We start from the raw sequence: 23,699 nt of genomic DNA, 5'->3' as shown, positions 1-23,699 counted from the left end.
GAGGCATGATGCGGTCTTGCCGCTTCATGCCGAAGCCGGACCGCGATGGGGTGGAATGGCGCAGCCGACCTTCTTCACAAAACCGCCTGCCTCAGCGTTGGCTGACATTGCCACGCTGACCAAGGCGGAGCTGGTCGATCCCGCCAAGGGCGGCCAAATCATCACGGGTCTGGCTTCGCTCGACGAAGCCGGCCCGATGCACCTGACGTTCTTCGACAATCTCAAATATGCCGACGAGCTCAAGGCGACCAAGGCCGGAGCTTGCCTGGTGAGTCCGCGTTTCGAGGCCAAGGTGCCCGCGCATGTGGCCGTGCTGCGGGCGACGCAGCCGTTCCGCGCCTTCGTCAGGATCGCGCGGGAGTGGCATGGTGACGCGCTCCGGCCGCAGTCCTGGACCGGCAACGACGGCATCGCGCCGTCGGCGATCATCGACCCCACGGCCCGGCTCGAGGACGGCGTGATCGTCGATCCCCTGGCCGTGATCGGCCCGGACGTGGAAATCGGCAGTGGCACGGTGGTCGGTGTAGGGGCCGTCATTGGCCCCGGCGTCAAGATCGGCCGGGACTGCAATGTCGGCGCGCGCACCGCCATCCAGTGCGCCCTGATCGGCAACGACGTGCTGATCCACCCCGGCTGCTCGATCGGCCAGGACGGCTACGGCTTCATCTTCTTCGGTCCCGAGGGCCATCTGAAGGTGCCCCAGACCGGCCGCGTGCTGATCCAGAACAATGTGGAGGTCGGCGCCGGCACCACCATTGATCGCGGGTCCTTGCGCGACACCGTGATCGGGGAAGGCACCAAAATCGACAATCAGGTCCAGATCGGCCACAATGTGACCATCGGCCGGCACTGCCTGCTGGCAGCCCAGATCGGCCTCGCCGGCAGTCTGACCCTCGGCGACAACGTGGCGCTGGGCGCGAAGGTGGGTATCAACAATCACGTCAAGATCGGGGATGGAGCTCAGGTGACTGCCATGAGTGGCGTCAAGGACGACGTTCCTCCCAACGGACGTTGGGGTGGTTTTTTTGCCAAGCCGACCAGGCAGTGGTTCAAGGAAATCTTGGCGGTGGAGCGCTTGGCGCGCGACGGCAAGGCCGAGCCGAAGCAGGAGGAACGGGAGTGACGGACGAAGCACCGGTCAGGTTCGAGCTTGTGGACATCAATATGATTCTGCAAACGCTCCCGCATCGCTTTCCCATGCTGCTGATCGACCGCGTGATCAACATCCGCACCGATTACAGCGGCATCGGCATCAAGAACGTCACCTTCAACGAGCCGCAGTTCCAGGGCCATTTCCCGGATCGTCCGGTCTATCCCGGCGTGATGATGATCGAGGCGATGGCGCAGACCGCGGGCGTGATCGGCATCAAGTCGGTCAAGGGCACCGAGAAGCCGCGGGCGGTTTATTTCCTCACCATCGATAAGTGCAAGTTTCGCAAGCCCGTGCTGCCCGGCGACACCATCGAGTATCACATGCGCTCGGTCGGACGCCGCAAGGCGATGTGGTGGTTTCACGGCGATGCCAAGGTCAACGGCCAGGTGGTCGCGGAAGCCGACGTCGGCGCCATGCTGACCGACTGAACGGTCCGGTTCATGCGCGGCAGTCGTAGCGGCTGCCGGCTGCCTCGCGCTTGATATTCCGGTTGAAGAACTGTCCCATGGACGGAGCGCCCAGGAGGCTGTCGACCGTCTCGGCCGCGACGGCGCAATAGCGGTCATACCTGCCGTCGACCGCGACTACGAGGTTCTGCTGCGCCCGGTCGTAGCAGACGCGCTGAAGCACGGTGCTGCGGCTGATGTCGCGGCATTCGAACGTCGCGAGGTCGATGGGGCGAAGTTCGCCGGTCTCGACGGTCTCGGAGACGATCGGTGCGGCCGCGAGCTGTGCGAGCAGAAGTGTCAGGGCCCTGACCACGACAGCTGAAGCTCCGTGTGAACTTGTTGATGAGCCGGGAAGGTTGCCTCATCCGGCACTTGAAACACGGCGAGATGATACGTCACTAGACAGATCGGGCATAGTCGCGCTAACCACCGGAAAATCGAATGACTTCAACGCATAACCAGCCCTTCTTGACGAGTTTGATTGCTTGATGAGCAAGATTGATCCCACCGCACGGGTCGAGGACGGCGCCGTGATCGGCGAGGGCACCGAGATCGGACCTTATTGCATCATCGGCGCCAATGTCGTGATCGGCGCGAACTGCAAGCTGATCGGACATGTGCATATCACCGCGCAAACCACGATCGGCGACGATTGCACCATCTATCCCTTCGCCTCGCTCGGCACGCCGCCGCAATCGCTCAGCTATCGCGGCGAATTGACGAAGCTCAAGATTGGCTCGGGCTGCACCATCCGCGAATCCGTGACCATGAACGCCGGCACCGTCACAGGCGGCGGAATCACAGAGGTCGGCGACCGCAACTATTTCATGAATTGCAGCCATGTCGGCCACGACTGCCATGTCGGCAACGACGTGATCTTCGCCACCTCGGCGACGCTCGGCGGTCATTGCGAGATTGGTGATTTCGTCTTCATCGGCGGTCTGTCCGCGGTGCATCAGTTCACGCGCATCGGCCCGCAGGTGATGGTCGGCGGCGTGTGCGGCGTGCGCGACGACGTCATTCCGTTCGGGCTGGTCAACGGCCAGTATGCGGCGCTGGAAGGCCTCAACCTGATCGGCATGAAGCGGCGCAAGTTTACCAAGCAGCGGCTTGCGACCGTGCGCGCGTTTTACCAGAAACTCTTCCATGGGCCCGGCACCTTTGCCGAACGCTTGGAGACGGCGCGGCCGCTCGCCGGTGAAGATCCGGCGATCGCCGAAATCCTCGACTTCATCGGCAAGGGCAAGCATCGCCCGCTCTGTCTTCCCGCCATCGCGAAGTGATGATGGAATGGCCGCGGGCATGACATCGGCGGCTTCGGAGATTTCATCGCCGGTCGGCGTGATCGCAGGCGGCGGCGCGATGCCGTTCGCGGTTGCCGACTCGCTCGCCGCCCGCGGCATCACACCGGTGCTGTTTCCCCTTCGGGGGGCCTGCGATCCGGCGCGAGTGGAGAAATTCCGTCACCGCTGGATTTCGGTTGGCCAGCTTGGCCGCGCCATGCGGCTGTTTCGCGAAGAAGGCTGCCGGGACCTGATCTTCATCGGCACGCTGGTACGGCCTTCGCTCTCGGAGGTCCGGGTCGACTTCACAACGCTCCGGCTGCTCGGCAATGTCATCCGCGCCTTCCGCGGCGGCGACGATCATTTGTTGTCCGGCGTCGGGCGCATTCTCGAGCAGGGCGGCTTTCGCATGGTCGGGATTCGGGATGTCGCGCCCGACCTGCTGATGCCCGAGGGCTGCATCAGCCGCGCCTGGCCGAGCGACACCGGCAAGACCGACATCGAGCGCGGACGCGCGGTGCTGACCGCGCTCGGTCCGTTCGACATCGGCCAGGCCGCGGTCGTGATCGACGGCCATGTGGTGGCGGTCGAGGATATCGAGGGCACCGATGCGCTGCTCGCGCGCGTGGCGCGCCTGCGCGAAGAGGGCCGCATCCGCGCCGCCACCGGGCGCGGCGTGCTGGTGAAGGTCCCAAAGAGCGGGCAGGATTTGCGCTTCGACCTGCCGACGATCGGCCCGCGCACCCTCGAGGGCGTCGCCGTCGCGGGGCTCGCCGGCATTGCCGTCGTCGCCGGCAATACTATCGCCGCCGAGCCGCAGGCGATGATCGCGTTCGCCGACACAAAATATCTCTTCGTCATCGGCCTGCCGGCGTGATGCAAGGCCGCGATCCCACGCGCAAGATCTTCCTGATCGCCACGGAGGAATCCGGCGACCGGCTCGGCAGCGCCCTGATGAAGGTGCTGCGCCAGCGGCTCGGCGACGGTGTGCAGTTCGTAGGCGTCGGCGGCCGCACCATGGCCCGCGAGGGGCTCGAGACGCTGTTTCCGATCGAGCAGCTCTCGATCGTCGGTTTCGCCGCGGTCGTGCAGCAATTGCCAAAGATCCTGCGGCTGATCCGCGAGACCGTGGGGGCCGTGACCGAGTCTGCGCCGGACGCGCTCGTCATCATCGACAGTCCCGATTTCACCCACCGTGTCGCCCGCCGCGTGCGGGCGCGCAATCCGGCGATCCCGATCGTCGACTACGTCTCGCCGCAGCTCTGGGCCTGGCGGCCGGGACGGGCGCGGACCATGCTCGGCTATGTCGACCATGTGCTCGGCCTGTTGCCGTTCGAGCCGGAGGAATATCGCAAGCTCGGCGGGCCGCCATGCAGCTATGTCGGCCATCCCCTGATCGAGCAACTGCCGTCGCTGCGGCCGAACGCGGAGGAGCAGAAGCGCCGCGACGGCGAGCCGGCGGTTTTGCTGGTGCTGCCCGGCAGCCGCCGCAGCGAGATCCGGCACCATCTTGACGTGTTCGGCGCGACGCTCGGCCGATTGCAGACGGAAGGCCGCGCGTTCGAACTGATGCTGCCGACCACGCCGCATCTCGAAGCGACCGTCCGCGAAGGCATCGCGAACTGGCCGGTCAAGCCGCAGATCGTGGTTGGTGAAAACGAGAAGCGCGCCGCCTTCCGGATCGCGCATGCAGCGCTCGCGAAATCCGGCACGGTGACGCTGGAGCTGGCGCTGTCGGGCATTCCGATGGTGACGGCCTATCGCGTCAGCGTGATCGAAGCCTTCATCCTGCGCCGCGCGATCCGCGTCTCCTCGGTGATCCTCGCCAATCTCGTGATCGGCAAGGATGTCATCCCGGAGTTTCTGCAGGAGGAGTGCACGCCGGAGAAGCTGGCGCCTGCGCTGTCGGAGCTGTTGACGGATTCGCCGCTGCGCAAGCAGCAGGTCGAAGCGTTCGTCCAGCTCGATCAGATCATGGCGACCGGCAACAAGCCGCCGAGCGTGCTCGCCGCCGACATCGTGCTGGCGACGATGCGCAAGGGCAGGCGGGCAGGCTAGTCTTTGATGTTCTTTTCGACAGTTTCCATGAGCGGAGCATTGAGTCCAAGACTGCGCAGTTGTTGAAAGTCGGTACGGATCGATTGCTTGAAGTCGGCTGCATCGGGACCTGAGATGAGACCCTGATAGATTTCAAGAGATTGCTGCGTCTTCCCGGACAGCATCAAGGCATGCGCCTTGTTTATTTGCACCCAGCTCAGTTCGGGAAATGAAGGAATGACAAAATCTGCTATGCGAACAGCTTCGTCGTAGTCACGAACGAAAACGAATTTGTAGGTCAGGTCACCGAGAATCTTGGCCGCTTGAAATCTCGTTGCTGCCGGCATCCGATCTCCCGCGTTCGCAACCGCCATCGCTAAACGCACCACCCGCTGACATGATTGCTGTGCTTCCGACTTCTTGGACTCGTCGCTGGTTCGGTCGCCCGCCAGCCAGAGCACCACACAGTAATCCGCTTGATTCCTGGCTGCGTCGAAGATGCGGTTGGCACGCTGATTAACTGCCATTGCCTGTCGATACGAATCGGCCGCTTCCTGGAAGCGCTGGGATTGCGAAGTCCGTATCGCAAGCAGGAAGAGGACGTCGCCGATGTGGTCCTGTTCCATGGCCCAGTCGAGAGGCGAACTATCAATTGTCCATTCCTTTGTTGCCTCCGTGTAGGCCGCAAGCGCGGCTTCCAGGTCGGCTGTACCTGGGCGCAAGCGTCCCAGGCGTAGCCGTACGTTGCCCAGGTTCGTCTGGGCTCTTGCCCAGACCAGTCCGGATCGTTCCTGCGTGATCTCCTGGAGAGCTGCGCGATAGGAGATCGCCGCCTCGTCGAGCAGCTTTACCCCGGAGTCGTCCTTCGCAAGGTCGGACAGCGTGCCAGCAAGATTATAGGTCGTCGTCGCCCAGTCGTAAGGATATCGCTCCCTCGTCTTGACCGCTAGCGAAGCCCGATACGCGTCGATTGCGGAAGCGAGCATTTTCTGGTCGCCATTCCGGGTTGCCAATTTGGACAGCGCCGAACCTAGGTCATTCTGGATCGTCCCCCAGGCCGCCGGATCGCGCTCCCGGGTAACCTCCTGCAGAGCGAGATCGAAAGACTTCAAGGCCAATTCGAAGCTCTCGGTGCCGCTCTCGGTTTCGGCATTCCTCAGATAGGCGGCCGCAAGATTTGTCTGAATGCCGCCCCACTGCAGCGGAGCCTTCTCTCGCGAGCACTCCTTGAGTGCTTCCTGGTAGGCGGCGATCGCCTCCTCCATTCGCCCGGACCCGGGAGAGCGCTCTCCGAGTTGGGCGAGCGCGCTTCCCAGGTTGCTTTGTATGTTGGCCCAGTCGAGAGGAGACTTGTCTCGCGTAATCACCTGAAGGGCATCGCGGTAAGCTTCAATGCTTTGGAGAAGGATGGGCTCGGCGCCACTGCTGCGTTGCGCAATCGTGTCAAGAGACAGGCCAAGATTGTGCTGGTTGCGGGCCCAGTCCCGAGCCATCTTGTCGCGAGGCAGCCGTTCCAGCAGCTCTCTGCGCCGCTCTATGGATTGGTGCAGCGCCTTGTCGTCGCCGAACTCTTCGCCCTGCAGATAGAGCGCATCGGCCTCGCGCTCGAGATAGTCGAGCGCCTTGGGACTGTCGAATGCGGGTGCATACATGTTGCCTGCGGAGGCAAAATGCGTCGCGGCTTCGACGTAACGTAACCGCGTCATGGCGACCTCGCCTCGGCTTGCAGCCGTTTCAGCAACATCGGCGGCGAGATTGCGGGTCGCATTGAGCAACGCTGCCCGTTGGAGGTCCTCGACCTTGGCGAGCAGGGCCTCGGCCCCAGCTAGGTCCCCGGCGTCGATGGCCTTCCGGGCATCGTTCTTCAGGGTGGAGGTCTCTGAAGAGTCCGTCGGCCTGGTGAGGGCCTGGTCTCTCAGCAGTTTGTATTGGCTGGCGATCTGCACCAATGTGGGTGCGAGCTGGTCCGGTGACAGGTTTGTTTCGCCCAAAATGAAGAGAGCCGAGCGAATTTGTCGTTCGTTCAGATCGAGCTTCTTCTGAAGTTCAGCGAGCCGGGTGATTTGTTCTGCGTTGAACTGCCTTAGGTCTGCATTGTTCTGCCTCAGGTCTGCATTATTCTGTTTCAGATCCTGGGCATCTTCCTTGTATTTCTTGACGAGATCATCGACGCCGATGTTGATCACGGAATTTACAATGTCGCGGCCGGCCGCCACACTTCCAAAGTTGGCCTGAACCTGAGCTTGGACGGTGTTCGCGATCAGAAGCGTGATGGCTACAACGACGAATGTGCCACGAAACATTGCTGCCTCATTGCTTACTGCTGCAATCTGAGTCTTTCGGTCCGTTCATCACGATGGTGGCGCCGCTGATGTTTCCGCCCGCCGCTACGCTGCCGCAGTTCGCGGAGACAGGCGCAACATCGTGGGCGGCTTGTTTGGGTTGCAGTTGGACGTAGGCTGTCCATAGGCCCGCTATGGCGACCACGGCTCCCCCGCCGAGCCAAGCTAGGACGTCCCGATTCTTCTTGACTAGAAAGAACCGCCAAAGCGTATCCATGGAGCATCCCCGTGGTTGGTTCTCGATCCAGCTCCCCATCCGGCTCACGCGCCGGCGGCGCTTATCCAGCTTCAATGGTATTGGTCAGTCCACGGTTTTCATGCCGCGCAAATTCTGCTGTGTTTCAATCTGTCGTTCTAATGATTAGTCGCACTCTATCTACAGTTTAGATGTGGTTTATGGCATTTTCAATGAGCAGTTTCGATCCTAGCAGGATGGTATGAAGCGTCGCAGGAGCTGCAACGAACAGTTCGCCTGGAGCGGCTAGCCAATCCCGCCGTCGACCTGAAAACACTGGCGCGTGATGCGCTGGCTCTCGTCGGAGGCGAGGAATAGCGCCATATTGGCGATGTCGTCGGGCGTCACCGCGTCGGGAATGGCCTGGCGCGTGCGCAGCTCGGCGATCACCTTGTCGTCCGGATACCACAGTCGGCGCTGACGCTCGGTGATCACCATTCCCGGTGCTATTGCGTTGACGCGGATGCGGTCGGGACCGACGGACCGGGCCAGAGAGTTGGTGAAGCCGACGATCGCGGCTTTTGCCGCAGCGTAGACCGGCAGCGCCGGTGCGCCGCGCATCCAGGCAATCGACGACATGTTGATGATCGAGCCGCCGCCGCGCGCCTGCATCTGCGGCACCACCGCTTGAGCCGCAAAGAAGACGTGCTTGAGGTTGACGCCGATCGTCCAGTCGAATTCGGCGGGCGTCACCTCGGCCAGTACCTGGCGCTTATCATTGGCGGCGTTGTTGACGAGGACCGCGGCATCGCCGAGCGATCCGTGGACCTGCGCCATGGCGCCGCGCAGGGCATCAATGTCGAGGAGATCGCACGGCACGAACAATGGTGCGGTGCCGGACGCCGCCGCCACTTCCGCGACCAGTGCTTCGCCGGCGCTCGCATCGAGGTCGAAGAAGGCAACGCGTGCCTTCTGGGCTGCGAAGGCACGCACGAAGGCGGCACCGATGCCGCTGGCGCCACCGGTGATCAACACCACGCGGCCGGCAAGGCTGGAATAGGTGGTCCTGGTCATGCGATCAGCCGCTCCGTTTCGGGGTCGAACAGGCAAATGCGCCGCGTGTCGAGCGCGAAGGAGGCAGTCGCCCCGGGCGTGGGCCGGATATCCGGCGTGATGCGCGCCAGCGCAGGCTCGCCGCCAAGCCGCAGCAGCACTATCGTTTCGGCTCCGGTCGGCTCGACCATTTCCACCGGCGCGTCGACGACGACGGGCGCATCGCCGGAAAACACGCGATTGCCCTCGGCGATGCATTCCGGCCTGATTCCGACCACCACGTCACGGCCGACAAAGCGTGCCGCCGCGTCGTATTGGCCAAGGCGGAGGCGGACCTCGTCCGGCCTTCCTGCGCCGATCACGACCACAGGCCCGCCGGCATCGGCCTCGAGCCGAGCCGGCATCGTGTTCATCGGCGGTGAGCCCATGAAACGGGCCACGAACAGATTAGCGGGATAGCGATACACGGTATCGGGGTCGGCAAACTGCTGCACCACGCCCCGGTGCATCACGGCGATGCGCGTCGCCATCGTCATCGCCTCGATCTGGTCGTGGGTGACATAGATGATGGTGGCGCCGATGCGCTGATGCAGCCGCTTGATCTCCATCCGCATCTCGACGCGCAGCTTGGCGTCGAGATTGGAGAGCGGCTCGTCGAACAGGAAGAGCAGGGGATCGCGGACCAGAGCCCGACCCATCGCCACGCGCTGGCGTTGGCCGCCGGAGAGCTGCGACGGCTTGCGGCCGAGCAGCGGCTCGATCTGGAGCAGGCGGGCTACGTTCGCCAGTGCCTTCTCCTGTTCAGCCTTCGGTACGTGGCGGCATTCCATGCCGAAGGTGATGTTCTGGCGCACCGTCATCGACGGATAGAGCGCATAGGACTGGAACACCATGGCGATGTCGCGGTCTTTTGGCGGGATGTCGTTGACGACACGTCCGCCGATTTCCACGGTGCCTGCGCTCGGGCGGTCGAGCCCGGCGACGATGTTGAGCAGCGTCGACTTGCCGCAACCGGACGGGCCGACCAGCACGGTGAACTCGCCGCTCTCGATGTCGAGGTCGATCCCCTTCAGCACTTCCAGATTGGCGTAGCGCTTCGACAGGGAGCGAATGCTTAGTGCTGCCATGACAATCCCATCATTTCACGGCCCCGGCGGTCAGGCCGCGCACGAAGTACCGGCCGCCGAGGAGATAGATCAACAAAGTGGGCAGCGCCGCGATGATCACCGCCGCGCTCTGTACGCCATGCTGCGGGATGTCCGCGATCGCGGCGGATAGCGCAATGAGAGCGGCCGTGACCGGCTGTTGCTGGCCGGTCGTGAATGTCACGCCGTAGAGGAACTCGTTCCAGATGTGCGTGAACTGCCAGATCACGGTGACGATCAGAATCGGAGACGAGAGCGGCAGAATGATGCGCCAGAAAATGCGGAAGAAGCCGGCGCCATCGATGCGCGCGGCGCTGATCAGTTCATGTGGGATGGCGACGTAGTAGTTCCGGCAGAACAGCGTGGTGAAGGAGAGCCCCTGGATCGTGTGAATCAGCACGAGACCCGTCAGCGTGTTGATGAGACCGATATCCCGCAAGACGATGGTCCAGGGAAGCAAGCGCATCTGCTGGGGAAGGAAGAGGCCAAGGGTCACGATGCCGTAGATCCAGCTATCGCCGCGAAATCGCCAGAGCGACACGGCGTAACCGGCTATAGCACCGAGCAGGGTAGAGAAAATCGTCGCGGGAATCGTGACGAGCGCGGAGTTCAACATGTACGGCCGGAGGCCGGCGCAGGTCTCGGCGACGCAGAAACCTCCCCAGGCAACGGCGTAGTTGCTCCAGGCCCAGTGTTTCGGCCAGCCGATCATCGAGGCCTGTGCGATCTCCTCGTTGCTACGGAGCGAATTCAGCACGACAACAGCCAATGGCGCGAGCCATGCTGCAGCGATCGCCAAAACGAGCAGATAGATCAACATTCGGCTTGGTGCGAAGGCTCGATCACGCATGGGTCGTCCGCCGTCGCTCAAAATAACGCCACGCTGCATACGGCAGCAGCACCGCGAGAAGAATAAGCAACATGAGCACCGCCGCCGCCGCACCCCGGCCGAGCTGGCCACGTTGGAACATCAGATCGTAGACGACGAGTGCCGGCAGCTGGGTCGCGATTCCGGGCCCGCCGTTCGTGAGAGCGCGGACGAGGTCGAAGGCCGAAATCGCGAACTGCAGCTGGATCACGGCGACGGTGATGGTTATCGGCCATAGCGTCGGCAAGATGACCCGCCGATAGATTCGGATAGGTCCGGCGCCATCGATCTGCGCGGCCTTGATGATGTCCGCGTCGACGGAGCGAAGGCCGGCAAGAAACAGTGCCATGGCGAAGCCCGAAGATTGCCAGATCGCAGCGATGACAATGGTCCAGATCGCCATGTCGCGGTCTAGCAGCCAGTCGAACCGGAACGAGGTCCAGCCGAGGTCGTGAGCGAGCTTCTGGATACCAAGGCCGGGATTGAGCAGCCAGCTCCAGACCGTGCCGGTGACGACGAACGACACCGCCAGGGGATACAGGAAGATGGATCGCAGCACGTTCTCGCCGCGAATGCGCTGATCGAGAAGGATCGCGAGCATGAGGCCGGTGATCAAGCTCAGCACCACGAAAGCGCAGCCAAACAACAGCAAGTTGTCGAACGCGATCTGCCAGTTCCGCGACGACAAGACCGCCGTGTAGTTGCGCAAACCCACCCAGCCCGAAACTGGGACAAGGGTGGAGGGCGTGAACGATACCCAGATCGTCCACAGCGAGAACGAGACGAGATGCCCCGCCGCCAGCAGCAGCGGCACCCAGATCATCAGGTATTCGGGCAGCCGGCGCACCAGGTCAGAGGTCGCCGGCCGGCCCGGCCGCGTCGCTGGAGAGACGGTGTCGGTCAACGCGCGCCCTCGACGGCCTCTGCAAGACGGGTGACCGCCTGCTCCGGTGTAACCGTCTTGTTCTTCACATACTCCGTGATCACGTCGATCATCGCTGCGGTCATGCCGTTTTCCTGCGCCATGTTGTGCGCGAGACTGAGGACCGCTTGATTGCTGGCGATAGCGTCTTTCAGGGCTGCTGCGGTCCGCCGTTGACCGTCCGACCAGCCTTCACCGGAAAGATCGACATCTGTGCGCACGGGTATCGATCCCGTGATCTGTGAATACATCGTCTGGATTGCTGGATCCATGACGAGTTGGGCCATCAGCGCCTGACCCGCCTGCAGATCTGGCTCCTTGCGCTGCCAGAATATGAAGGCATCGGCATTCAACAGGAAAACCGGCTTGGAATTGTCGCTCGGGCCCGGGGCGATGATGAAGTCGTCGAACTTGAAACCGGCATTGCGCAATACGCCCTGCGCCCAGCCGCCCATGATCATCATGCCCATGTCGCCGTCGATAAAGCGCTTCAGGTTGGTCGAAAAGTGCTGGGCGCCGACGTTCGGGTCCATCCAGTCGGCGATCTTGCGCACCTGTGCGAAGGCAGCCTTTATCTCGGGACCCTCCAAGGCCTTCTTGTCGAGATTCATGATGGCTGCGCGGTATGAGGCGGGACTGATGCCGGCCAGAGCGGCCTCGAATTTCTGTCCATCGTCCGGGCGCGTACCACCGTTGGCGATGGGATAGGCGACACCGCCCGCCTTCATCTTCTCGGCAAGGTCGTTGAAGTCAGCCCATGTGACGGGGATCTTGTCGGCCTTGGCTTTGTCCATCGCGCGCTTGGAGAGAAACAGCATGTTGGTGCTGTAGATCTGCAGCGGCAGTGCGATCCATTTGCCCCCCGGCTTATGCAATCGTGCAAGGTCTGGAGCGACGACCTTTTCGTAGCCGGCGGCGGCAACAAGGGCGTCGAGATTGACGGTTGGGGCAATCTTCGACCAGGCTGCAATCTCGGGACCTTTGAGCTGCGAACAGGCCGGTGGATCGCCGGCCATGATCTGAGCGCGCAGCTTGTTCATCATCTCGGTGGTGAATCCGGGGACCGGCGAGTGCTGCCAAATCCCGCCCTTCTCCTCGAATTTCTTGCCGAGCGCCGTGATGGCCGCCCCGTCGCTACCTGCGGACCATTGTGAGATCGCAGTCAGGCGCGGCTTGACCGCGCCTTGCGCGCGGGCAAATGCCGGGAGCGCAAGCGCGGCAGCAGATCCAGCGAGCAGACGGCGCCTTGTTGTCGTGATCGGCATGGCAAGTTCCTCCCGGTGTGAACTCTTTCGCGCGAGAGCCGCGCGGTATCAGGTATCTCAGGCGGCCTCGGTCGATGCGGCCGGCATGCCGCCGCGGCAAGCGAGGCAGAACGCCGCGAATGCCAGCGCCGCCCGCGGATCATTGCCATTCGACGGCGGCACGAAAGCAAGCGACACTTGCGCATGCTTGCGACCGCCCAACAGGCAGGCGTCGATCCCGTCGACGAGAGCGTTGCGATCGTCCTCGATGAGAAGCGACGGCCAGCCGCTGATCGCGACGCCGTTGCATAGCTTCACGTTCAGCGTGTTGCCGATCGCGAGGCCAAGCCGGAACAGCCGCCGGCGCAACTCCTGCCGCACGCGCGACGAAAGCGGCATTGCGGTCACCCATTCGCTGCCGAGTTGAAGCAACTCGGCCTCCGCGACGCCAAGAAGCTCGGCCAAGGCTGGAAGCGACGTATAGGCCTCGACGCAGCCATGATGACCACAGCGGCAACGCGGTCCGTCGGGCTCGAACACCATGTGGCCGAGCTCGACCGGCTGGAGCGCATCGTCCTCGACCGGATCGTCCATCCAGGTCCCCGCGACGCCCTGGCCGACGAAGACGAAGAGATGCGCGCCGCTGAATGGATAATTCTCCGTACGGCAACGGTGAAAAATGGCGTGCGCGACCACCGAATTGGTGAACTCGACCGGCACGCCGGCAAACGTCTCGCCGAGCATCTCGCTGATACGCCCGACGTCGCAGGGAATGATCGGATTGCTCGATGCGCCCAACCGGCCAAGGCCCGGAATGGAGACGCCGATCTGCGCGAGGGGGATGCGCCGGCGCCGCGTCCAGTCGCGCAGCAATGTCATCGCCTCGCCAAACGCCCGGCCGACGGTCGCGACGGTCGGCGTCTTCGGTAGCGGCACGTGTCCGGTGTAGTGCAGCTCACCCGACAGGCCCCCAACACCGACGCTGAGACGCTGGGTGCTCAGCTCGAAGGCCGCGAGCGCGACCGAGCCGTCGAGCGACACGAGGCCCGTCGGGCCGCCGACATAAGGGGCAGGGCGCCGCACCTCCTCGATCAGGCCTTCGGCCTTGAGATCAAACAGAATGCGCGACAGGCTCGCTTCCGACAGGCGCACGGCCCTGGCCAGCGGCGGGCGAAACGAGCCGCCCGACTGAAGCAGATGAGTCAAAATGGCAGCACGCGTCTGCCGCCGACTTCTCGGCTGCTCCGGCATTTCCATCCCTGTCGTTATTCTTACTTAGGGTAAGGATTTGCGCGCGGAGCGCTTCAACTGTCAAGGCACTTGCGGCTCGATGCATGGACTTGTTGTTGTGCGCGGCAGCAAGATGGGGAGCGGTCCAACCCGTTTCGTAGCGTGGGCAAGGCGAAGGGTGCCCACGCTTTCTATGCCGGTCGCGGAAAGATGGTGGGCACGCTCCGCTTTGCCCACCCCAAGATGAGCGCCAAACAAAAACGGCGCCATCGCAGACGATGGCGCCGTTTCAAACGTCGTGAGGCTAAGACTTACTTCCGATCCTTGATCGCGACATAGTCGCGCTTGGTGACGCCGGTGTAGAGCTGGCGCGGACGGCCGATCTTCTGCTGCGGATCCTCGATCATCTCGCTCCACTGGCTGATCCAGCCGACGGTGCGGGCGACCGCGAACAGCACGGTGAACATCGAGACCGGAAAGCCCATCGCCTTCAGTGTGATGCCCGAATAGAAATCGACGTTCGGGTAGAGCTTGCGGTCGATGAAGTACTGGTCGCTGAGCGCGATCCGCTCCAGTTCCAGCGCCACCTTGAGCATCGGATCGTCACCATGGCCGGTCTCCTTGAGCACGGCGTGACACATCTTCTGCATGATCTTGGCGCGCGGATCGTAGTTTTTGTAGACGCGGTGACCGAAGCCCATCAGGCGGACTTCAGAGTTCTTGTCCTTCACCTTGGCGATGAACTCGGGAATGTTGTCGACCGAGCCGATCTCGGCGAGCATCGCGAGCGCGGCTTCGTTGGCGCCTCCATGCGCCGGGCCCCACAGGCAGGCGATGCCGGCGGCGATGCACGCGAACGGGTTGGCGCCGGAGGAGCCGGCGATACGCACCGTCGAGGTCGAAGCGTTCTGCTCGTGGTCGGCGTGCAGGATGAAGATCTTGTCCAGCGCGTCAGCCAGCACCGGGTTGATCTTGTAGTCCTCGCAAGGCACGGCGAAACACATGTGCAGGAAGTTCTCGGCGAACTTCAGCGAGTTCTTCGGGTACACGAAGGGCTGGCCGACCGTGTACTTGTAGGCCATCGCAGCCAGCGTCGGGATCTTGGCGATCATGCGCATGGAGGCGATCATGCGCTGCTTCGGATCGTTGATGTCGGTTGAGTCGTGATAGAACGCGGCGAGCGCGCCGACCGCGGCCACCATGATCGCCATCGGATGGGCGTCGCGGCGGAAGCCCTGGAAGAAGCGGGCCATCTGCTCGTGGACCATCGTGTGATGGATCACGCGGTCGTCGAAATCTTTCTTCTGTGCGGCGGTCGGCAGCTCCCCGAAGAGCAAGAGGTAGCAGGTCTCGAGGAAGTCGCCGTTCTCGGCGAGCTGCTCGATCGGATAGCCGCGGTATTCCAGCACGCCCGCGTCGCCGTCGATGTAGGTGATCTTGGACTGGCAGCTCGCGGTCGAGGTGAAGCCCGGGTCGTAGGTGAACAGGCCGGACTGTCCATAGAGCTTGCCGATATCGATGACATCAGGCCCGACGCTGCCGCTGTGGATCGGAAGATCGAAATTCTTGTTTCCGACCGTCAGTGTGGCGGTCTTATTGCTTGGTTTTGCGTCCATCAGAGGTCCCCGATGTATGGTGAAACGGGCCGGACCCGGAAGGCCCCTAAGCAGATGTTGGGGCAGGCCGGATGTTCCAGAAGGTACGGGTGAGATGGGTATATTATTGCTGTGTGCGCTGCAAGATGGCGCCACGCATGGTCGACTTACGTCGTAGACTAGTCCTTCGCTTGGTCCTTGAGCCGGCCCAGGCTCTCCTGGCGTCCCAGGACGTCCAAAACCTCGAATATACCAGGCGACGTCGTTCGTCCGGTCAGCGCCGCCCGCAGCGGCTGGGCGACCGCGCCGAGCTTGAGACTATTTTCCTCGGCAAAAGCACGCAGCGCGGCTTCCGTGGCGGCGCCGCTCCACGTCTCGACTTTCTCCAGCGCGGAATGAAGCTGGCCGATCAGCTTGCGGTTTTCCGGCGCCAGCAGCGCCGCCGCCTTCGGATCGAGCTCCAGCGGCCGGTCGGCGAAGATGAAATAGGCGCTGTCGATCAGCTCGATCAGCGTCTTGGCGCGCTCCTTCAGGGCCGGCATGGCCTTCAAGAGCTGCGCGCGCGTGGTGTCATTTAACTTGGCCTTAAGCTCGTCGCGGTTGGGCACGATGTGGTCGAGCACGTCCTCGAACATCTTCACGAGTGATTGATCGTCGGCATTGCGGATGTAATGCCCGTTGAGGTTTTCCAGCTTGGCGAAATCGAAGCGCGCCGCGGCGCGGCCGACGCTGGCGAGGTCGAACGCGGCGACCATCTCCTCGGTCGAGAAAATCTCCTGGTCGCCATGGCTCCAGCCGAGCCGGACGAGGTAGTTGCGGAGTGCGGCCGGGAGATATCCCATGGCGCGGTAGGCATCGACGCCAAGCGCGCCATGGCGCTTCGACAGTTTTGAGCCGTCCGGGCCGTGGATCAGCGGGATGTGGGACATGCTCGGCAGCGTCCAGCCCATCGCATCGTAGATCTGCTTCTGGCGGGCCGCGTTGATCAGATGGTCGTCGCCGCGGATGACATGGGTGACGCCCATGTCGTGGTCGTCGACCACCACCGCGAGCATGTAGGTCGGATTGCCGTCGCCGCGCAAAAGCACGAGGTCGTCGAGGTTCTCGTTCTGCCAAACCACGCGGCCCTGGACCTGGTCCTCGATCACGGTCTCGCCGGTCTGCGGCGCGCGCAGCCGGATCGTCGGCTTTACGTTGCTTGGAGCCGTCGCCGGATCGCGGTCGCGCCACAGGCCGTCATAGAGGCGGGTGCGGCCTTCGGCGCGCGCCTTCTCGCGCATCGCGGTGAGCTCCTCGGCGGTGGCGTAGCAGCGATAGGCCTTGCCGCCGGCGAGCAGCTGCTCGGCCACCTCGCGGTGGCGGGCGGCGCGGCTGAACTGATAGATGACGTCGCCATCCCAGCCGAGCTCCAGCCATTTCAAGCCGTCGAGGATGGCGCCGATCGCGGCCTCCGTGGAGCGCTCCCGGTCGGTGTCCTCGATCCGGAGCAACATCTTGCCGCCGTGCTTCTTCGCATAGAGCCAGTTGAACAACGCCGTGCGGGCGCCCCCGATATGGAGGAAGCCGGTCGGCGAGGGAGCGAAGCGGGTGACGACGGAATCGGTCATTCTTGGCAGGGCCTATGCATTGGGAGGCGGTGGTATATAGCAGGACCGGGGCATAACTAAAGCCCGGCAGCGGACCGCTTAAGGCCTTGGCTCAGCGTCCCGAATTTGGCAGAAGGGCCGCTGATTTCCCTACAGGATTTTCGTAATGACAGAACCGGTGGCGACTGAGGTTGGGCGCGATTTCATTCGTGACATCATCCAGGCCGACCTCGATCAGGCCAAATACAAGGAGATTGTGACCCGGTTCCCGCCGGAGCCGAACGGTTATCTCCATATCGGCCACGCCAAGTCGATCGCGCTCAATTTTGGCATCGCCCAGGAGTTTCCGGGCCGCTGCCATCTGCGCTTCGACGACACCAATCCGGTCAAGGAAGAGCAGGAATATATCGATTCCATCCAAGCCGACGTGCGCTGGCTCGGCTTCGACTGGGGCAAGAACCTGTTCTTCGCCTCGGACTATTTCGAGCGCCTTTATGAATGGGCGGAGCAGCTGATCCGCGACGGGCTGGCCTATGTCGACGACCAGACCCAGGAGGAAATTCGCCTTGCGCGCGGCACGCTGACCGAGCCCGGCAAGAATTCGCCGTTCCGCGATCGCAGCGTGGATGAAAACCTCGACCTGTTCCGCCGCATGAAGGCGGGCGAATTTCCGAACGGCGCACGCGTGCTGCGGGCCAAGATCGACATGGGTGCGGGCAACATCAACCTGCGCGACCCCGTGCTGTACCGCATCCTGCATGCCCATCATCCGCGCACCGGCACCAAGTGGAGCATCTATCCGAGCTACGATTATGCCCACGGTCAGTCGGACGCCATCGAAGGCATCACGCACTCGATCTGCACGCTGGAGTTCGAAGATCACCGGCCGCTCTACGACTGGTTCATCGAGAAGCTGCCGGTGCCGTCGAAGCCGCACCAGTACGAGTTCGCGCGGCTGAACCTGACCTACACGCTGCTGTCCAAGCGCGTGCTGACCCAGCTCGTCCGCGAGGGCCATGTCGCGGGCTGGGACGATCCGCGCATGCCGACCATGGCCGGGATGCGCCGCCGCGGCGTGCCCCCGGCGGCCCTTCGTGAATTCGTCAAGCGCATCGGCGTGGCCAAAGCCAACAGCGTCGTCGACGTCGGCATGCTCGAGTTTTGCATCCGCGAGGAGCTGAACCGCACGTCGCAGCGGCGCATGGGGGTGCTGCGGCCGCTGAAAGTGGTGATCGAGAACTATCCGGAAGGGCAGGTCGAGGAGCTCGAGGCGATCAACCATCCCGATGATCCCAGCGCCGGCACGCGCAAGATCACGTTCGGCCGTGAGCTCTATATCGAGCAGGACGATTTCATGGAGAACCCGCCGAAAAAGTTCTTTCGGCTGTCGCCGGGCAACGAGGTGCGGCTGCGCTACGCCTATTTCGTCAAGTGCACCGGCGTGATCAAGAACGATAACGGCGAGGTGGTGGAGCTGCGCTGCACCTACGATCCCGCGACCAAGGGCGGCAACGCGCCCGACGGCCGCAAGGTCAAGGCCACCATGCACTGGCTGTCGGCGGCAGCGTCGAAGCCGGCCGAAATCCGCATCTACAACCAGCTCTTTGCGAACCCGAGCCCGGACGCCTCGAATTTTGCTACCGATCTCAATCCGCAGTCGCTGGAGATTCTCGCTGATGCGCGAGTCGAGGCATCGGTTGCCGAGAGCAATTCCACCGAGCCAATGCAGTTCGAGCGCCAGGGCTATTTCATCCGCGACAAGGACTCGACGCCCGGCAAGCCGGTATTTTCCAGGACCATCGGTTTGCGCGACACGTTCGCGAAGGAAGTCGCCAAGGGATGACGAGGGTTGAGGGACGACAATGAGCAACGAAGCCGACGCCATCGTATCCGCCATCATCGCGAAATGGCGCGCCGGCTTCGCCACACTCGATGCGGCGGCGCTGTCATCGCTTTATGCGAAGAACGCGTTCTTCTTCGGCTCCAACCCGAAACTCTACCGGGGCAGAGACGGCGTCGCGGACTATTTCAACGGCCTGCCGCGATGGCGTAAACCGCGCGTCGGCTTCTCCGAGGTGGTGGCGGCGCCGGTCGTCCCTGACGTGATCAGTATGGCAGGTATCGCCTCGTTTGACTTCGGCGAGGAGGCCGCGCCGCTCTCGGTCAAGATCACCTGGGTGATCGTCCGCGAGGACAGCGACTGGAAGATCGCGAGCCATCACGTGTCTTCAAAGACCGCGCTGATCGAGCAATAGGCCGCTGTGCCCGCTCGCTGCGTCATTCCGGGATGGCCCGAAGGGCCAGGCCCGGAATCCATAACCCCGATCGGTGGCTATGGATTCTCAGATGCGCAATTGCGCATAACAGCTCGCGACTTCGTCGCGCCCCGAAATGACGATGAATATCTACTTTCTTCGCTTGCGCCCTGCTGCTGCGGCGAAGCCAGCTGTTCGCGTTTGCCGTGATGATCGCTGCGGTCGCCGCGGGCTTTGCGACTGCGCGGCCACCGTCGGCTAGATGTCGTAGTAGAGATGGAACTCGTAGGGATGCGGGCGCAGCCGGACAGGATCGACCTCTTTCTTTCGCTTGTAGTCGAGCCAGGTTTCGATCACGTCGGCGGTGAAGACATCGCCGCGTAGCAGGAATGCGTGATCGCGCTCGAGCGCGTCAAGTGCCTGATCCAGCGATCCCGGCGTCGACTTCACCTCCTTCGCCTCCGCAGGCGGGAGGTCGTACAGGTTCTTGTCGATCGGGCTGCCCGGGTCGATCCGGTTGTCGATGCCGTCAAGGCCAGCCATCAGCATCGCGGCAAAGGCCAGATAGGGATTGCAGGATGGATCTGGCGAACGAAACTCGACGCGCTTTGCGCGTGGATTTGGCGAATACATCGGAATCCGGCAGCAGGCTGAGCGATTGCGCTGGGAATAGACCAGGTTGATCGGAGCTTCATAGCCCGGAACCAGACGCCGATAGGAGTTCGTGGTGGGGGCGCAAAGCCCGCACAACGCCCAGGCGTGGCCCAATAGCCCGCCGATGTAGTAGCGGCCGAGCTGGCTCAACTCGGCGTAGTCACCTTTGTCGTAGAACAGATTGGTCTCACCGTTCCACAGCGATTGGTGAACGTGCATGCCCGAAGCGTTGTCCTCGAACAGCGGCTTCGGCATGAATGTCGCGGTCTTGCCGTGCTGATGCGCGGTGTTCTTCACCACGTATTTGTAGATCATCAGGTTGTCGGCCATGCGGGTGAGGGTGGTGAAGCGCATGTCGATCTCGTTTTGGCCGCCGGTTGCGACCTCATGGTGATGGGCTTCGATCTGGATCCCCAGAGATTCCATCGTCAGCACCATTTCGGTGCGTAGCGCCTGCATGCTGTCGGTCGGAGGAACGGGAAAGTATCCCTCCTTCGGGCGCGGTTTGTGGCCTAGATTCGGCGCTTCCTCTGCGCCGGTGTTCCAGCTGCCTTCGCTGGAGTTGATTTCGTGCATCGCGTAGTTGATGCCCTGTCCGTAGCGCACGTCGTCGAATACGAAGAACTCCGCTTCCGGGCCGAAATAGCTCGTATCGGCGCGCCCGGTGCCCTTGAGGTAGGTTTCGGCTTTCTGGGCGATGTAGCGGGCATCCCGGCTATAGGATTGGCCGGTCACCGGGTCTCTGATGTTGCAGATGAGGACCAGCGTCTTTGCCTGACTATAGGGGTCGACGAAGGCCGTCGCCGGATCCGCGACCACCAGCATGTCGCTTTCCTGGATCTCCTGGAAGCCGCGGATCGATGAGCCATCGAATCCAATGCCCTCATTGAGCGCATCGGCACTCACCGCGCTCGGCGGGACGGAAAAATGTTGCCACGCCCCCGGCAGGTCTGTGAACCGCAAATCGATCATCTGGAAGTTGTCGTCCTTGATCGCCTTCACGAGATCCTCGGCTGTCGCACATTTCGCAACCATGGCTTCGCTCCCAGATCAGCGTCCTGAGATCGCGTTGCCGTTCGGCCGCAACCGAGCGGCTCGCGACGGACTGTGGTCCACGTTCGGCCTTGTCGCCGCAGTCAGGCAAGCTTCGCGCGCGGGCAGTCAGCTTTGGAGTGGCCCGCGCATCAGCTTCATCGCGTCTTCGATGTGCCGCCAGGTTTTTGCCAATTCGAGCTCGCCCTTCTGCTCGAGGTCGATGGCGTTTTGAGCGGCCTCCGCGATGGCCTTGGGGCCATGGGCTTCCAGCAACTGCCGCGCATAGTCGTGGATTTCCATTTCTCGCATGGCGTCATCTCCCTCTTGTTCCGGGCGCGAATTGGGTGGGCCGAGAACGGTAGACATTGACACCTGTCAAGCTCCGACAGTCTGCATCCTGGTGCGCCGCACTCGCAAGGGCCCTTTCCAGGGCACGGGCGGCCAGGATTGAACGCCGGTTCTTGACCGGCAGTCGCGGCAACACAACGCAGGCCGGACGGATGATTTTCATCGGTGCGTCCCCACATAAGTACCAGAAGGGAGGTGAGCATCATGCGCATCCAACATTGGCAAGACGCAGCCAGCCTGTTGGTGGGCGTATGGCTGGTCCTGTCGTCCTTTGTCCTGGGTTTATCCGGGGCAGCCGTCTGGTTCACCATCGCACTCGGGCTCGGCGTCATGCTGTTTGCCATGGAAGCCTTTGTCATCCCGTCCTACCTGGAAGAATGGGGCGAAATGCTGCTGGGCCTGGCTCTGGTGGTGGCGCCTTGGTCCGTCGGCTATGAGCCCGTATCGGCCACGATCAGCAGCGTAGTGTCGGGCCTATTGGTGATCTTGTTTGCTGTCTGGGAATTGATGACCGATCGCAACTTCAGTACCTGGTGGCACGATCATTGGCCTCACCGCGCCGGCTGAGACGAGAGGTTGCCGGCTCTTCTCCGACCGCCATCGGCTGGCGGCCGGAGGAGAGGTGATCACGTTACGATGCGGTTCTGGGCTCGATCGGTTGCCAGATGCTGATCTTGCGCGTCTCCGGCATCAGGAAGAGCGCGAGCACGAAACACACCGCTGGCACCGCAATCGGGTAGATCAGCGCGTAGCCGACGCTGCCGGTCGCCGCGAACGCTGCCGACGTGATGAAAGGCACCAATCCGCCACCCCAGCCGTTGCCGATGTGGTACGGCACCGATACCGACGTGTACCTGATCCTAGCCGGAAAGTATTCCGCCAGGAATGCGCCAACCGGCCCGTAGACCATCCCGACGTAGCAAACGAGGATGAAGATGATGAAGATCGCGATCGGGTAGTTGATGTTGCCGGGCTGCGTGACCGTTCCCAGCCACAGATACAGCGGATAGTACGTGATCGCGGCGAGCAGCATGCCGCCTAGGATCACCGGCTTGCGGCCGATTTGATCCGACAGCCAGCCGAAGAAGATCAGGCTCGGTGTTGCGATCAACAGCGCGGCGCCCACGATGTAGGCCGAGGTCACCGCATCCACCTTGGAGACCTGCTGCAGGAAGTACAGCGCCCAGAACTGGCCGCTGTACCAGACCACGCCCTGTCCGATCAGGACCACGATCGCGATCCCGATGTATTTGATGTTGGAGCTGAGGAAGGCCTCCTTCCACGGATTCGTCGTCATTTGCCCGCGCGCCCTGATCTCCTGGAAGATAGGCGTCTCCTGGAGCTGGAGCCGAATGTAGATCGCGATGGCCACCAGCAGGAATGACACCAGGAACGGAACGCGCCAGGCCCATTCGTCGAAGACCTGATTGCCGAACCAGGTCCGTGTCAGGACGATCACGGCCAGTGACACCACGATGCCGAGAGTCGGTGAGGTCTGTAGCCAGCCGGTGTAGTAGCCGCGCTTGTCGTCCGGCACATGCTCCGCGACATAGGTGATGGCGCCCCCATATTCGCCGCCCAGGCACAGACCCTGGATCATGCGCAAGCCGAACAGAACGAACGCCGCCGTCAGACCGATGGACTGGTAGGTTGGTATCAACCCGATTGCCCCCGTACCCAGTCCCATTCCACTCAGCGTGATGAGGAACGTATACTTTCGTCCGACCCTGTCGCCCATCCATCCAAAGAGGAAGGCTCCCAGCGGGCGGATCAGGAAGCCCGCAGTGAACAGCGCGATCGTGCTGAGGAGGGCTGCAACCGGGTGGGACTGCTCGAAGAACTTGACCGACAGAACTGCGGCCAGGCTGCCAAAGATATAGAAATCATACCATTCGATAACGTTTCCCACCGACGCAGCAACAATCACGCGGCGAAAATCGCTCGGTACTTGAACTGCCATGTGCTGCTCCTATCAAATTCAAAACGCTACTCCTGGCGCCTTTCAGCACCCATTTGCTCGCGGAGTACGCTTGGTGCGTGACGCTACAGGCGAGAATTGCGAGTTGCGTCCGCACCGCCTGGTCTCAGGGACGCTTGAGCCACCTGAGAAAGAGCTCCAGCGGTCTCTTCGGTACCGCGAGCTATCACGACCTGCCCGTCTGCCGGGGAGGCATAGAAGCAGTGTAATCCCGCCGGGGCTGGCGTCTTATGAGACTTTCGGCTCAATCGACCTAGGGTCTGTTGGGATTCAGGATTCTCATCGGGGCTTGGTTGTGATTCAAGCTTGGGATGGACCGATTCGTTTTGACTGACGCCCAATGGGCG

At 62.6% G+C, this 23,699-nt stretch carries 21 protein-coding genes; 8 read left to right on the top strand and 13 right to left on the bottom strand.

Features of this window, described 5'->3' with window-relative positions; all coding sequences use genetic code 11:
* The first annotated feature begins 55 nt into the window (after positions 1-55).
* Positions 56-1,123, top strand: coding sequence for a UDP-3-O-(3-hydroxymyristoyl)glucosamine N-acyltransferase (gene lpxD / locus ABIB00_RS14310; RefSeq protein WP_247349248.1), 1,068 nt, complete (start codon positions 56-58; stop codon positions 1,121-1,123).
* 41 nt (positions 1,124-1,164) lie between these two features.
* Positions 1,165-1,581, top strand: a complete 417-nt coding sequence (gene fabZ, locus ABIB00_RS14305; protein WP_502917823.1) for a 3-hydroxyacyl-ACP dehydratase FabZ — start codon at positions 1,165-1,167, stop codon at positions 1,579-1,581.
* A 10-nt stretch (positions 1,582-1,591) separates the two neighbouring features.
* Here the strand turns inward: fabZ and ABIB00_RS14300 are convergent, their stop codons facing one another.
* Positions 1,592-1,915 carry a KTSC domain-containing protein gene (locus ABIB00_RS14300; protein WP_354104792.1) on the bottom strand — a complete coding sequence of 108 codons (324 nt, stop codon included), beginning with the start codon at positions 1,913-1,915 and terminating at the stop codon, positions 1,592-1,594.
* Positions 1,916-2,090: 175 nt separating this feature from the next.
* Between ABIB00_RS14300 and lpxA the strand changes: the two genes are divergently transcribed.
* Genes lpxA through lpxB form a run of 3 tightly spaced genes read left to right on the top strand, consistent with a single transcriptional unit; the run spans position 2,091 to position 4,943 of the window.
* Positions 2,091-2,885 carry an acyl-ACP--UDP-N-acetylglucosamine O-acyltransferase gene (gene lpxA, locus ABIB00_RS14295; RefSeq protein WP_247349245.1) on the top strand — a complete coding sequence of 265 codons (795 nt, stop codon included), beginning with the start codon at positions 2,091-2,093 and terminating at the stop codon, positions 2,883-2,885.
* Between the two features lie 19 nt (positions 2,886-2,904).
* Positions 2,905-3,762, top strand: coding sequence for an LpxI family protein (locus ABIB00_RS14290; RefSeq protein ID WP_247349474.1), 858 nt, complete (start codon positions 2,905-2,907; stop codon positions 3,760-3,762).
* Positions 3,759-4,943 (top strand): lipid-A-disaccharide synthase, encoded by a 1,185-nt coding sequence (gene lpxB, locus ABIB00_RS14285; protein WP_354104791.1) that lies wholly within the window; start codon positions 3,759-3,761, stop codon positions 4,941-4,943. Before ABIB00_RS14290 ends, lpxB begins: the two co-directional genes overlap by 4 nt.
* Here lpxB and ABIB00_RS14280 read toward each other — a convergent pair.
* From ABIB00_RS14280 to gltX, 9 genes are all read right to left on the bottom strand, one after another.
* On the bottom strand, positions 4,940-7,225 hold the full coding sequence (locus ABIB00_RS14280) for a tetratricopeptide repeat protein (protein ID WP_354104790.1): 2,286 nt from the start codon (positions 7,223-7,225) through the stop codon (positions 4,940-4,942). The genes lpxB and ABIB00_RS14280 overlap by 4 nt on opposite strands.
* A 520-nt stretch (positions 7,226-7,745) precedes the next feature.
* Positions 7,746-8,513 (bottom strand): SDR family NAD(P)-dependent oxidoreductase, encoded by a 768-nt coding sequence (locus tag ABIB00_RS14275; protein ID WP_354104789.1) that lies wholly within the window; start codon positions 8,511-8,513, stop codon positions 7,746-7,748.
* Entirely contained in the window at positions 8,510-9,619 is a 1,110-nt protein-coding gene (locus ABIB00_RS14270; RefSeq protein ID WP_354104788.1) for an ABC transporter ATP-binding protein, read from the bottom strand. Before ABIB00_RS14270 ends, ABIB00_RS14275 begins: the two co-directional genes overlap by 4 nt.
* A 10-nt stretch (positions 9,620-9,629) precedes the next feature.
* Positions 9,630-10,487, bottom strand: a complete 858-nt coding sequence (locus tag ABIB00_RS14265) for a carbohydrate ABC transporter permease (protein ID WP_354049660.1) — start codon at positions 10,485-10,487, stop codon at positions 9,630-9,632.
* Positions 10,480-11,328: a carbohydrate ABC transporter permease gene (locus tag ABIB00_RS14260; RefSeq protein ID WP_456652016.1), complete on the bottom strand. Its 849-nt coding sequence runs from the start codon at positions 11,326-11,328 to the stop codon at positions 10,480-10,482. The genes ABIB00_RS14265 and ABIB00_RS14260 overlap by 8 nt, the downstream gene beginning before the upstream one ends.
* Positions 11,329-11,405: 77 nt before the next feature.
* Positions 11,406-12,692: an ABC transporter substrate-binding protein gene (locus ABIB00_RS14255; protein WP_247447383.1), complete on the bottom strand. Its 1,287-nt coding sequence runs from the start codon at positions 12,690-12,692 to the stop codon at positions 11,406-11,408.
* A gap of 57 nt (positions 12,693-12,749) precedes the next feature.
* Positions 12,750-13,928 (bottom strand): ROK family transcriptional regulator, encoded by a 1,179-nt coding sequence (locus tag ABIB00_RS14250; protein ID WP_354104787.1) that lies wholly within the window; start codon positions 13,926-13,928, stop codon positions 12,750-12,752.
* A gap of 284 nt (positions 13,929-14,212) precedes the next feature.
* Positions 14,213-15,517, bottom strand: a complete 1,305-nt coding sequence (gene gltA, locus ABIB00_RS14245) for a citrate synthase (protein ID WP_354104786.1) — start codon at positions 15,515-15,517, stop codon at positions 14,213-14,215.
* Between the two features lie 158 nt (positions 15,518-15,675).
* Positions 15,676-17,103, bottom strand: a complete 1,428-nt coding sequence (gene gltX / locus ABIB00_RS14240) for a glutamate--tRNA ligase (RefSeq protein WP_354104785.1) — start codon at positions 17,101-17,103, stop codon at positions 15,676-15,678.
* Between the two features lie 145 nt (positions 17,104-17,248).
* Here gltX and ABIB00_RS14235 point away from each other — a divergent pair, with 145 nt between their 5' ends.
* Both ABIB00_RS14235 and ABIB00_RS14230 read left to right on the top strand, forming a co-directional pair.
* Positions 17,249-18,925 carry a glutamine--tRNA ligase/YqeY domain fusion protein gene (locus ABIB00_RS14235; RefSeq protein WP_354104784.1) on the top strand — a complete coding sequence of 559 codons (1,677 nt, stop codon included), beginning with the start codon at positions 17,249-17,251 and terminating at the stop codon, positions 18,923-18,925.
* A 19-nt stretch (positions 18,926-18,944) separates the two neighbouring features.
* A complete protein-coding gene (locus ABIB00_RS14230) occupies positions 18,945-19,337 on the top strand; it encodes a nuclear transport factor 2 family protein (protein ID WP_354104783.1) in 393 nt (130 codons plus the stop codon).
* 258 nt (positions 19,338-19,595) lie between these two features.
* On the opposite strand, the gene glnA is transcribed toward ABIB00_RS14230, so the two are convergent.
* Together glnA and ABIB00_RS14220 are read right to left on the bottom strand one after the other, a co-directional pair.
* Entirely contained in the window at positions 19,596-21,026 is a 1,431-nt protein-coding gene (gene glnA / locus ABIB00_RS14225; protein WP_354104782.1) for a type I glutamate--ammonia ligase, read from the bottom strand.
* Positions 21,027-21,152: 126 nt separating this feature from the next.
* Complete coding sequence (locus ABIB00_RS14220; protein ID WP_354104969.1) at positions 21,153-21,335, bottom strand: hypothetical protein; 183 nt, start codon at positions 21,333-21,335, stop codon at positions 21,153-21,155.
* A gap of 243 nt (positions 21,336-21,578) precedes the next feature.
* On the opposite strand from ABIB00_RS14220, the gene ABIB00_RS14215 reads away from it, so the two are divergent.
* The gene (locus tag ABIB00_RS14215) at positions 21,579-21,941 is read left to right on the top strand and encodes an SPW repeat protein (protein ID WP_354104781.1); all 363 of its coding nucleotides are present in this window, start codon (positions 21,579-21,581) and stop codon (positions 21,939-21,941) included.
* 64 nt (positions 21,942-22,005) lie between these two features.
* On the opposite strand, the gene ABIB00_RS14210 is transcribed toward ABIB00_RS14215, so the two are convergent.
* Positions 22,006-23,334: an MFS transporter gene (locus tag ABIB00_RS14210; protein ID WP_354104780.1), complete on the bottom strand. Its 1,329-nt coding sequence runs from the start codon at positions 23,332-23,334 to the stop codon at positions 22,006-22,008.
* Positions 23,335-23,699 lie beyond the last annotated feature (365 nt).

This window comes from Bradyrhizobium sp. LB14.3 (assembly GCF_040547985.1).
GTDB lineage: Bacteria > Pseudomonadota > Alphaproteobacteria > Rhizobiales > Xanthobacteraceae > Bradyrhizobium.
Note: the sequence above shows the minus strand (reverse complement) of the source record. Positions and strands in the feature narration are given on the sequence as shown.

Coding starts and splice junctions, on each gene's coding strand:
- lpxD (WP_247349248.1), top strand. CDS start 56: ATGGCGCAGCCGACCTTCTTCACAAAACCGCCTGCCTCAGCGTTGGCT.
- fabZ (WP_502917823.1), top strand. CDS start 1,165: ATGATTCTGCAAACGCTCCCGCATCGCTTTCCCATGCTGCTGATCGAC.
- lpxA (WP_247349245.1), top strand. CDS start 2,091: ATGAGCAAGATTGATCCCACCGCACGGGTCGAGGACGGCGCCGTGATC.
- ABIB00_RS14290 (WP_247349474.1), top strand. CDS start 2,905: ATGACATCGGCGGCTTCGGAGATTTCATCGCCGGTCGGCGTGATCGCA.
- ABIB00_RS14280 (WP_354104790.1), bottom strand. CDS start 7,225: ATGTTTCGTGGCACATTCGTCGTTGTAGCCATCACGCTTCTGATCGCG.
- ABIB00_RS14275 (WP_354104789.1), bottom strand. CDS start 8,513: ATGACCAGGACCACCTATTCCAGCCTTGCCGGCCGCGTGGTGTTGATC.
- ABIB00_RS14270 (WP_354104788.1), bottom strand. CDS start 9,619: ATGGCAGCACTAAGCATTCGCTCCCTGTCGAAGCGCTACGCCAATCTG.
- ABIB00_RS14265 (WP_354049660.1), bottom strand. CDS start 10,487: ATGCGTGATCGAGCCTTCGCACCAAGCCGAATGTTGATCTATCTGCTC.
- ABIB00_RS14260 (WP_456652016.1), bottom strand. CDS start 11,328: ATGATCTGGGTGCCGCTGCTGCTGGCGGCGGGGCATCTCGTCTCGTTC.
- ABIB00_RS14255 (WP_247447383.1), bottom strand. CDS start 12,692: ATGCCGATCACGACAACAAGGCGCCGTCTGCTCGCTGGATCTGCTGCC.
- ABIB00_RS14250 (WP_354104787.1), bottom strand. CDS start 13,928: ATGGAAATGCCGGAGCAGCCGAGAAGTCGGCGGCAGACGCGTGCTGCC.
- gltA (WP_354104786.1), bottom strand. CDS start 15,517: ATGGACGCAAAACCAAGCAATAAGACCGCCACACTGACGGTCGGAAAC.
- gltX (WP_354104785.1), bottom strand. CDS start 17,103: ATGACCGATTCCGTCGTCACCCGCTTCGCTCCCTCGCCGACCGGCTTC.
- ABIB00_RS14235 (WP_354104784.1), top strand. CDS start 17,249: ATGACAGAACCGGTGGCGACTGAGGTTGGGCGCGATTTCATTCGTGAC.
- ABIB00_RS14230 (WP_354104783.1), top strand. CDS start 18,945: ATGAGCAACGAAGCCGACGCCATCGTATCCGCCATCATCGCGAAATGG.
- glnA (WP_354104782.1), bottom strand. CDS start 21,026: ATGGTTGCGAAATGTGCGACAGCCGAGGATCTCGTGAAGGCGATCAAG.
- ABIB00_RS14220 (WP_354104969.1), bottom strand. CDS start 21,335: ATGCGAGAAATGGAAATCCACGACTATGCGCGGCAGTTGCTGGAAGCC.
- ABIB00_RS14215 (WP_354104781.1), top strand. CDS start 21,579: ATGCGCATCCAACATTGGCAAGACGCAGCCAGCCTGTTGGTGGGCGTA.
- ABIB00_RS14210 (WP_354104780.1), bottom strand. CDS start 23,334: ATGGCAGTTCAAGTACCGAGCGATTTTCGCCGCGTGATTGTTGCTGCG.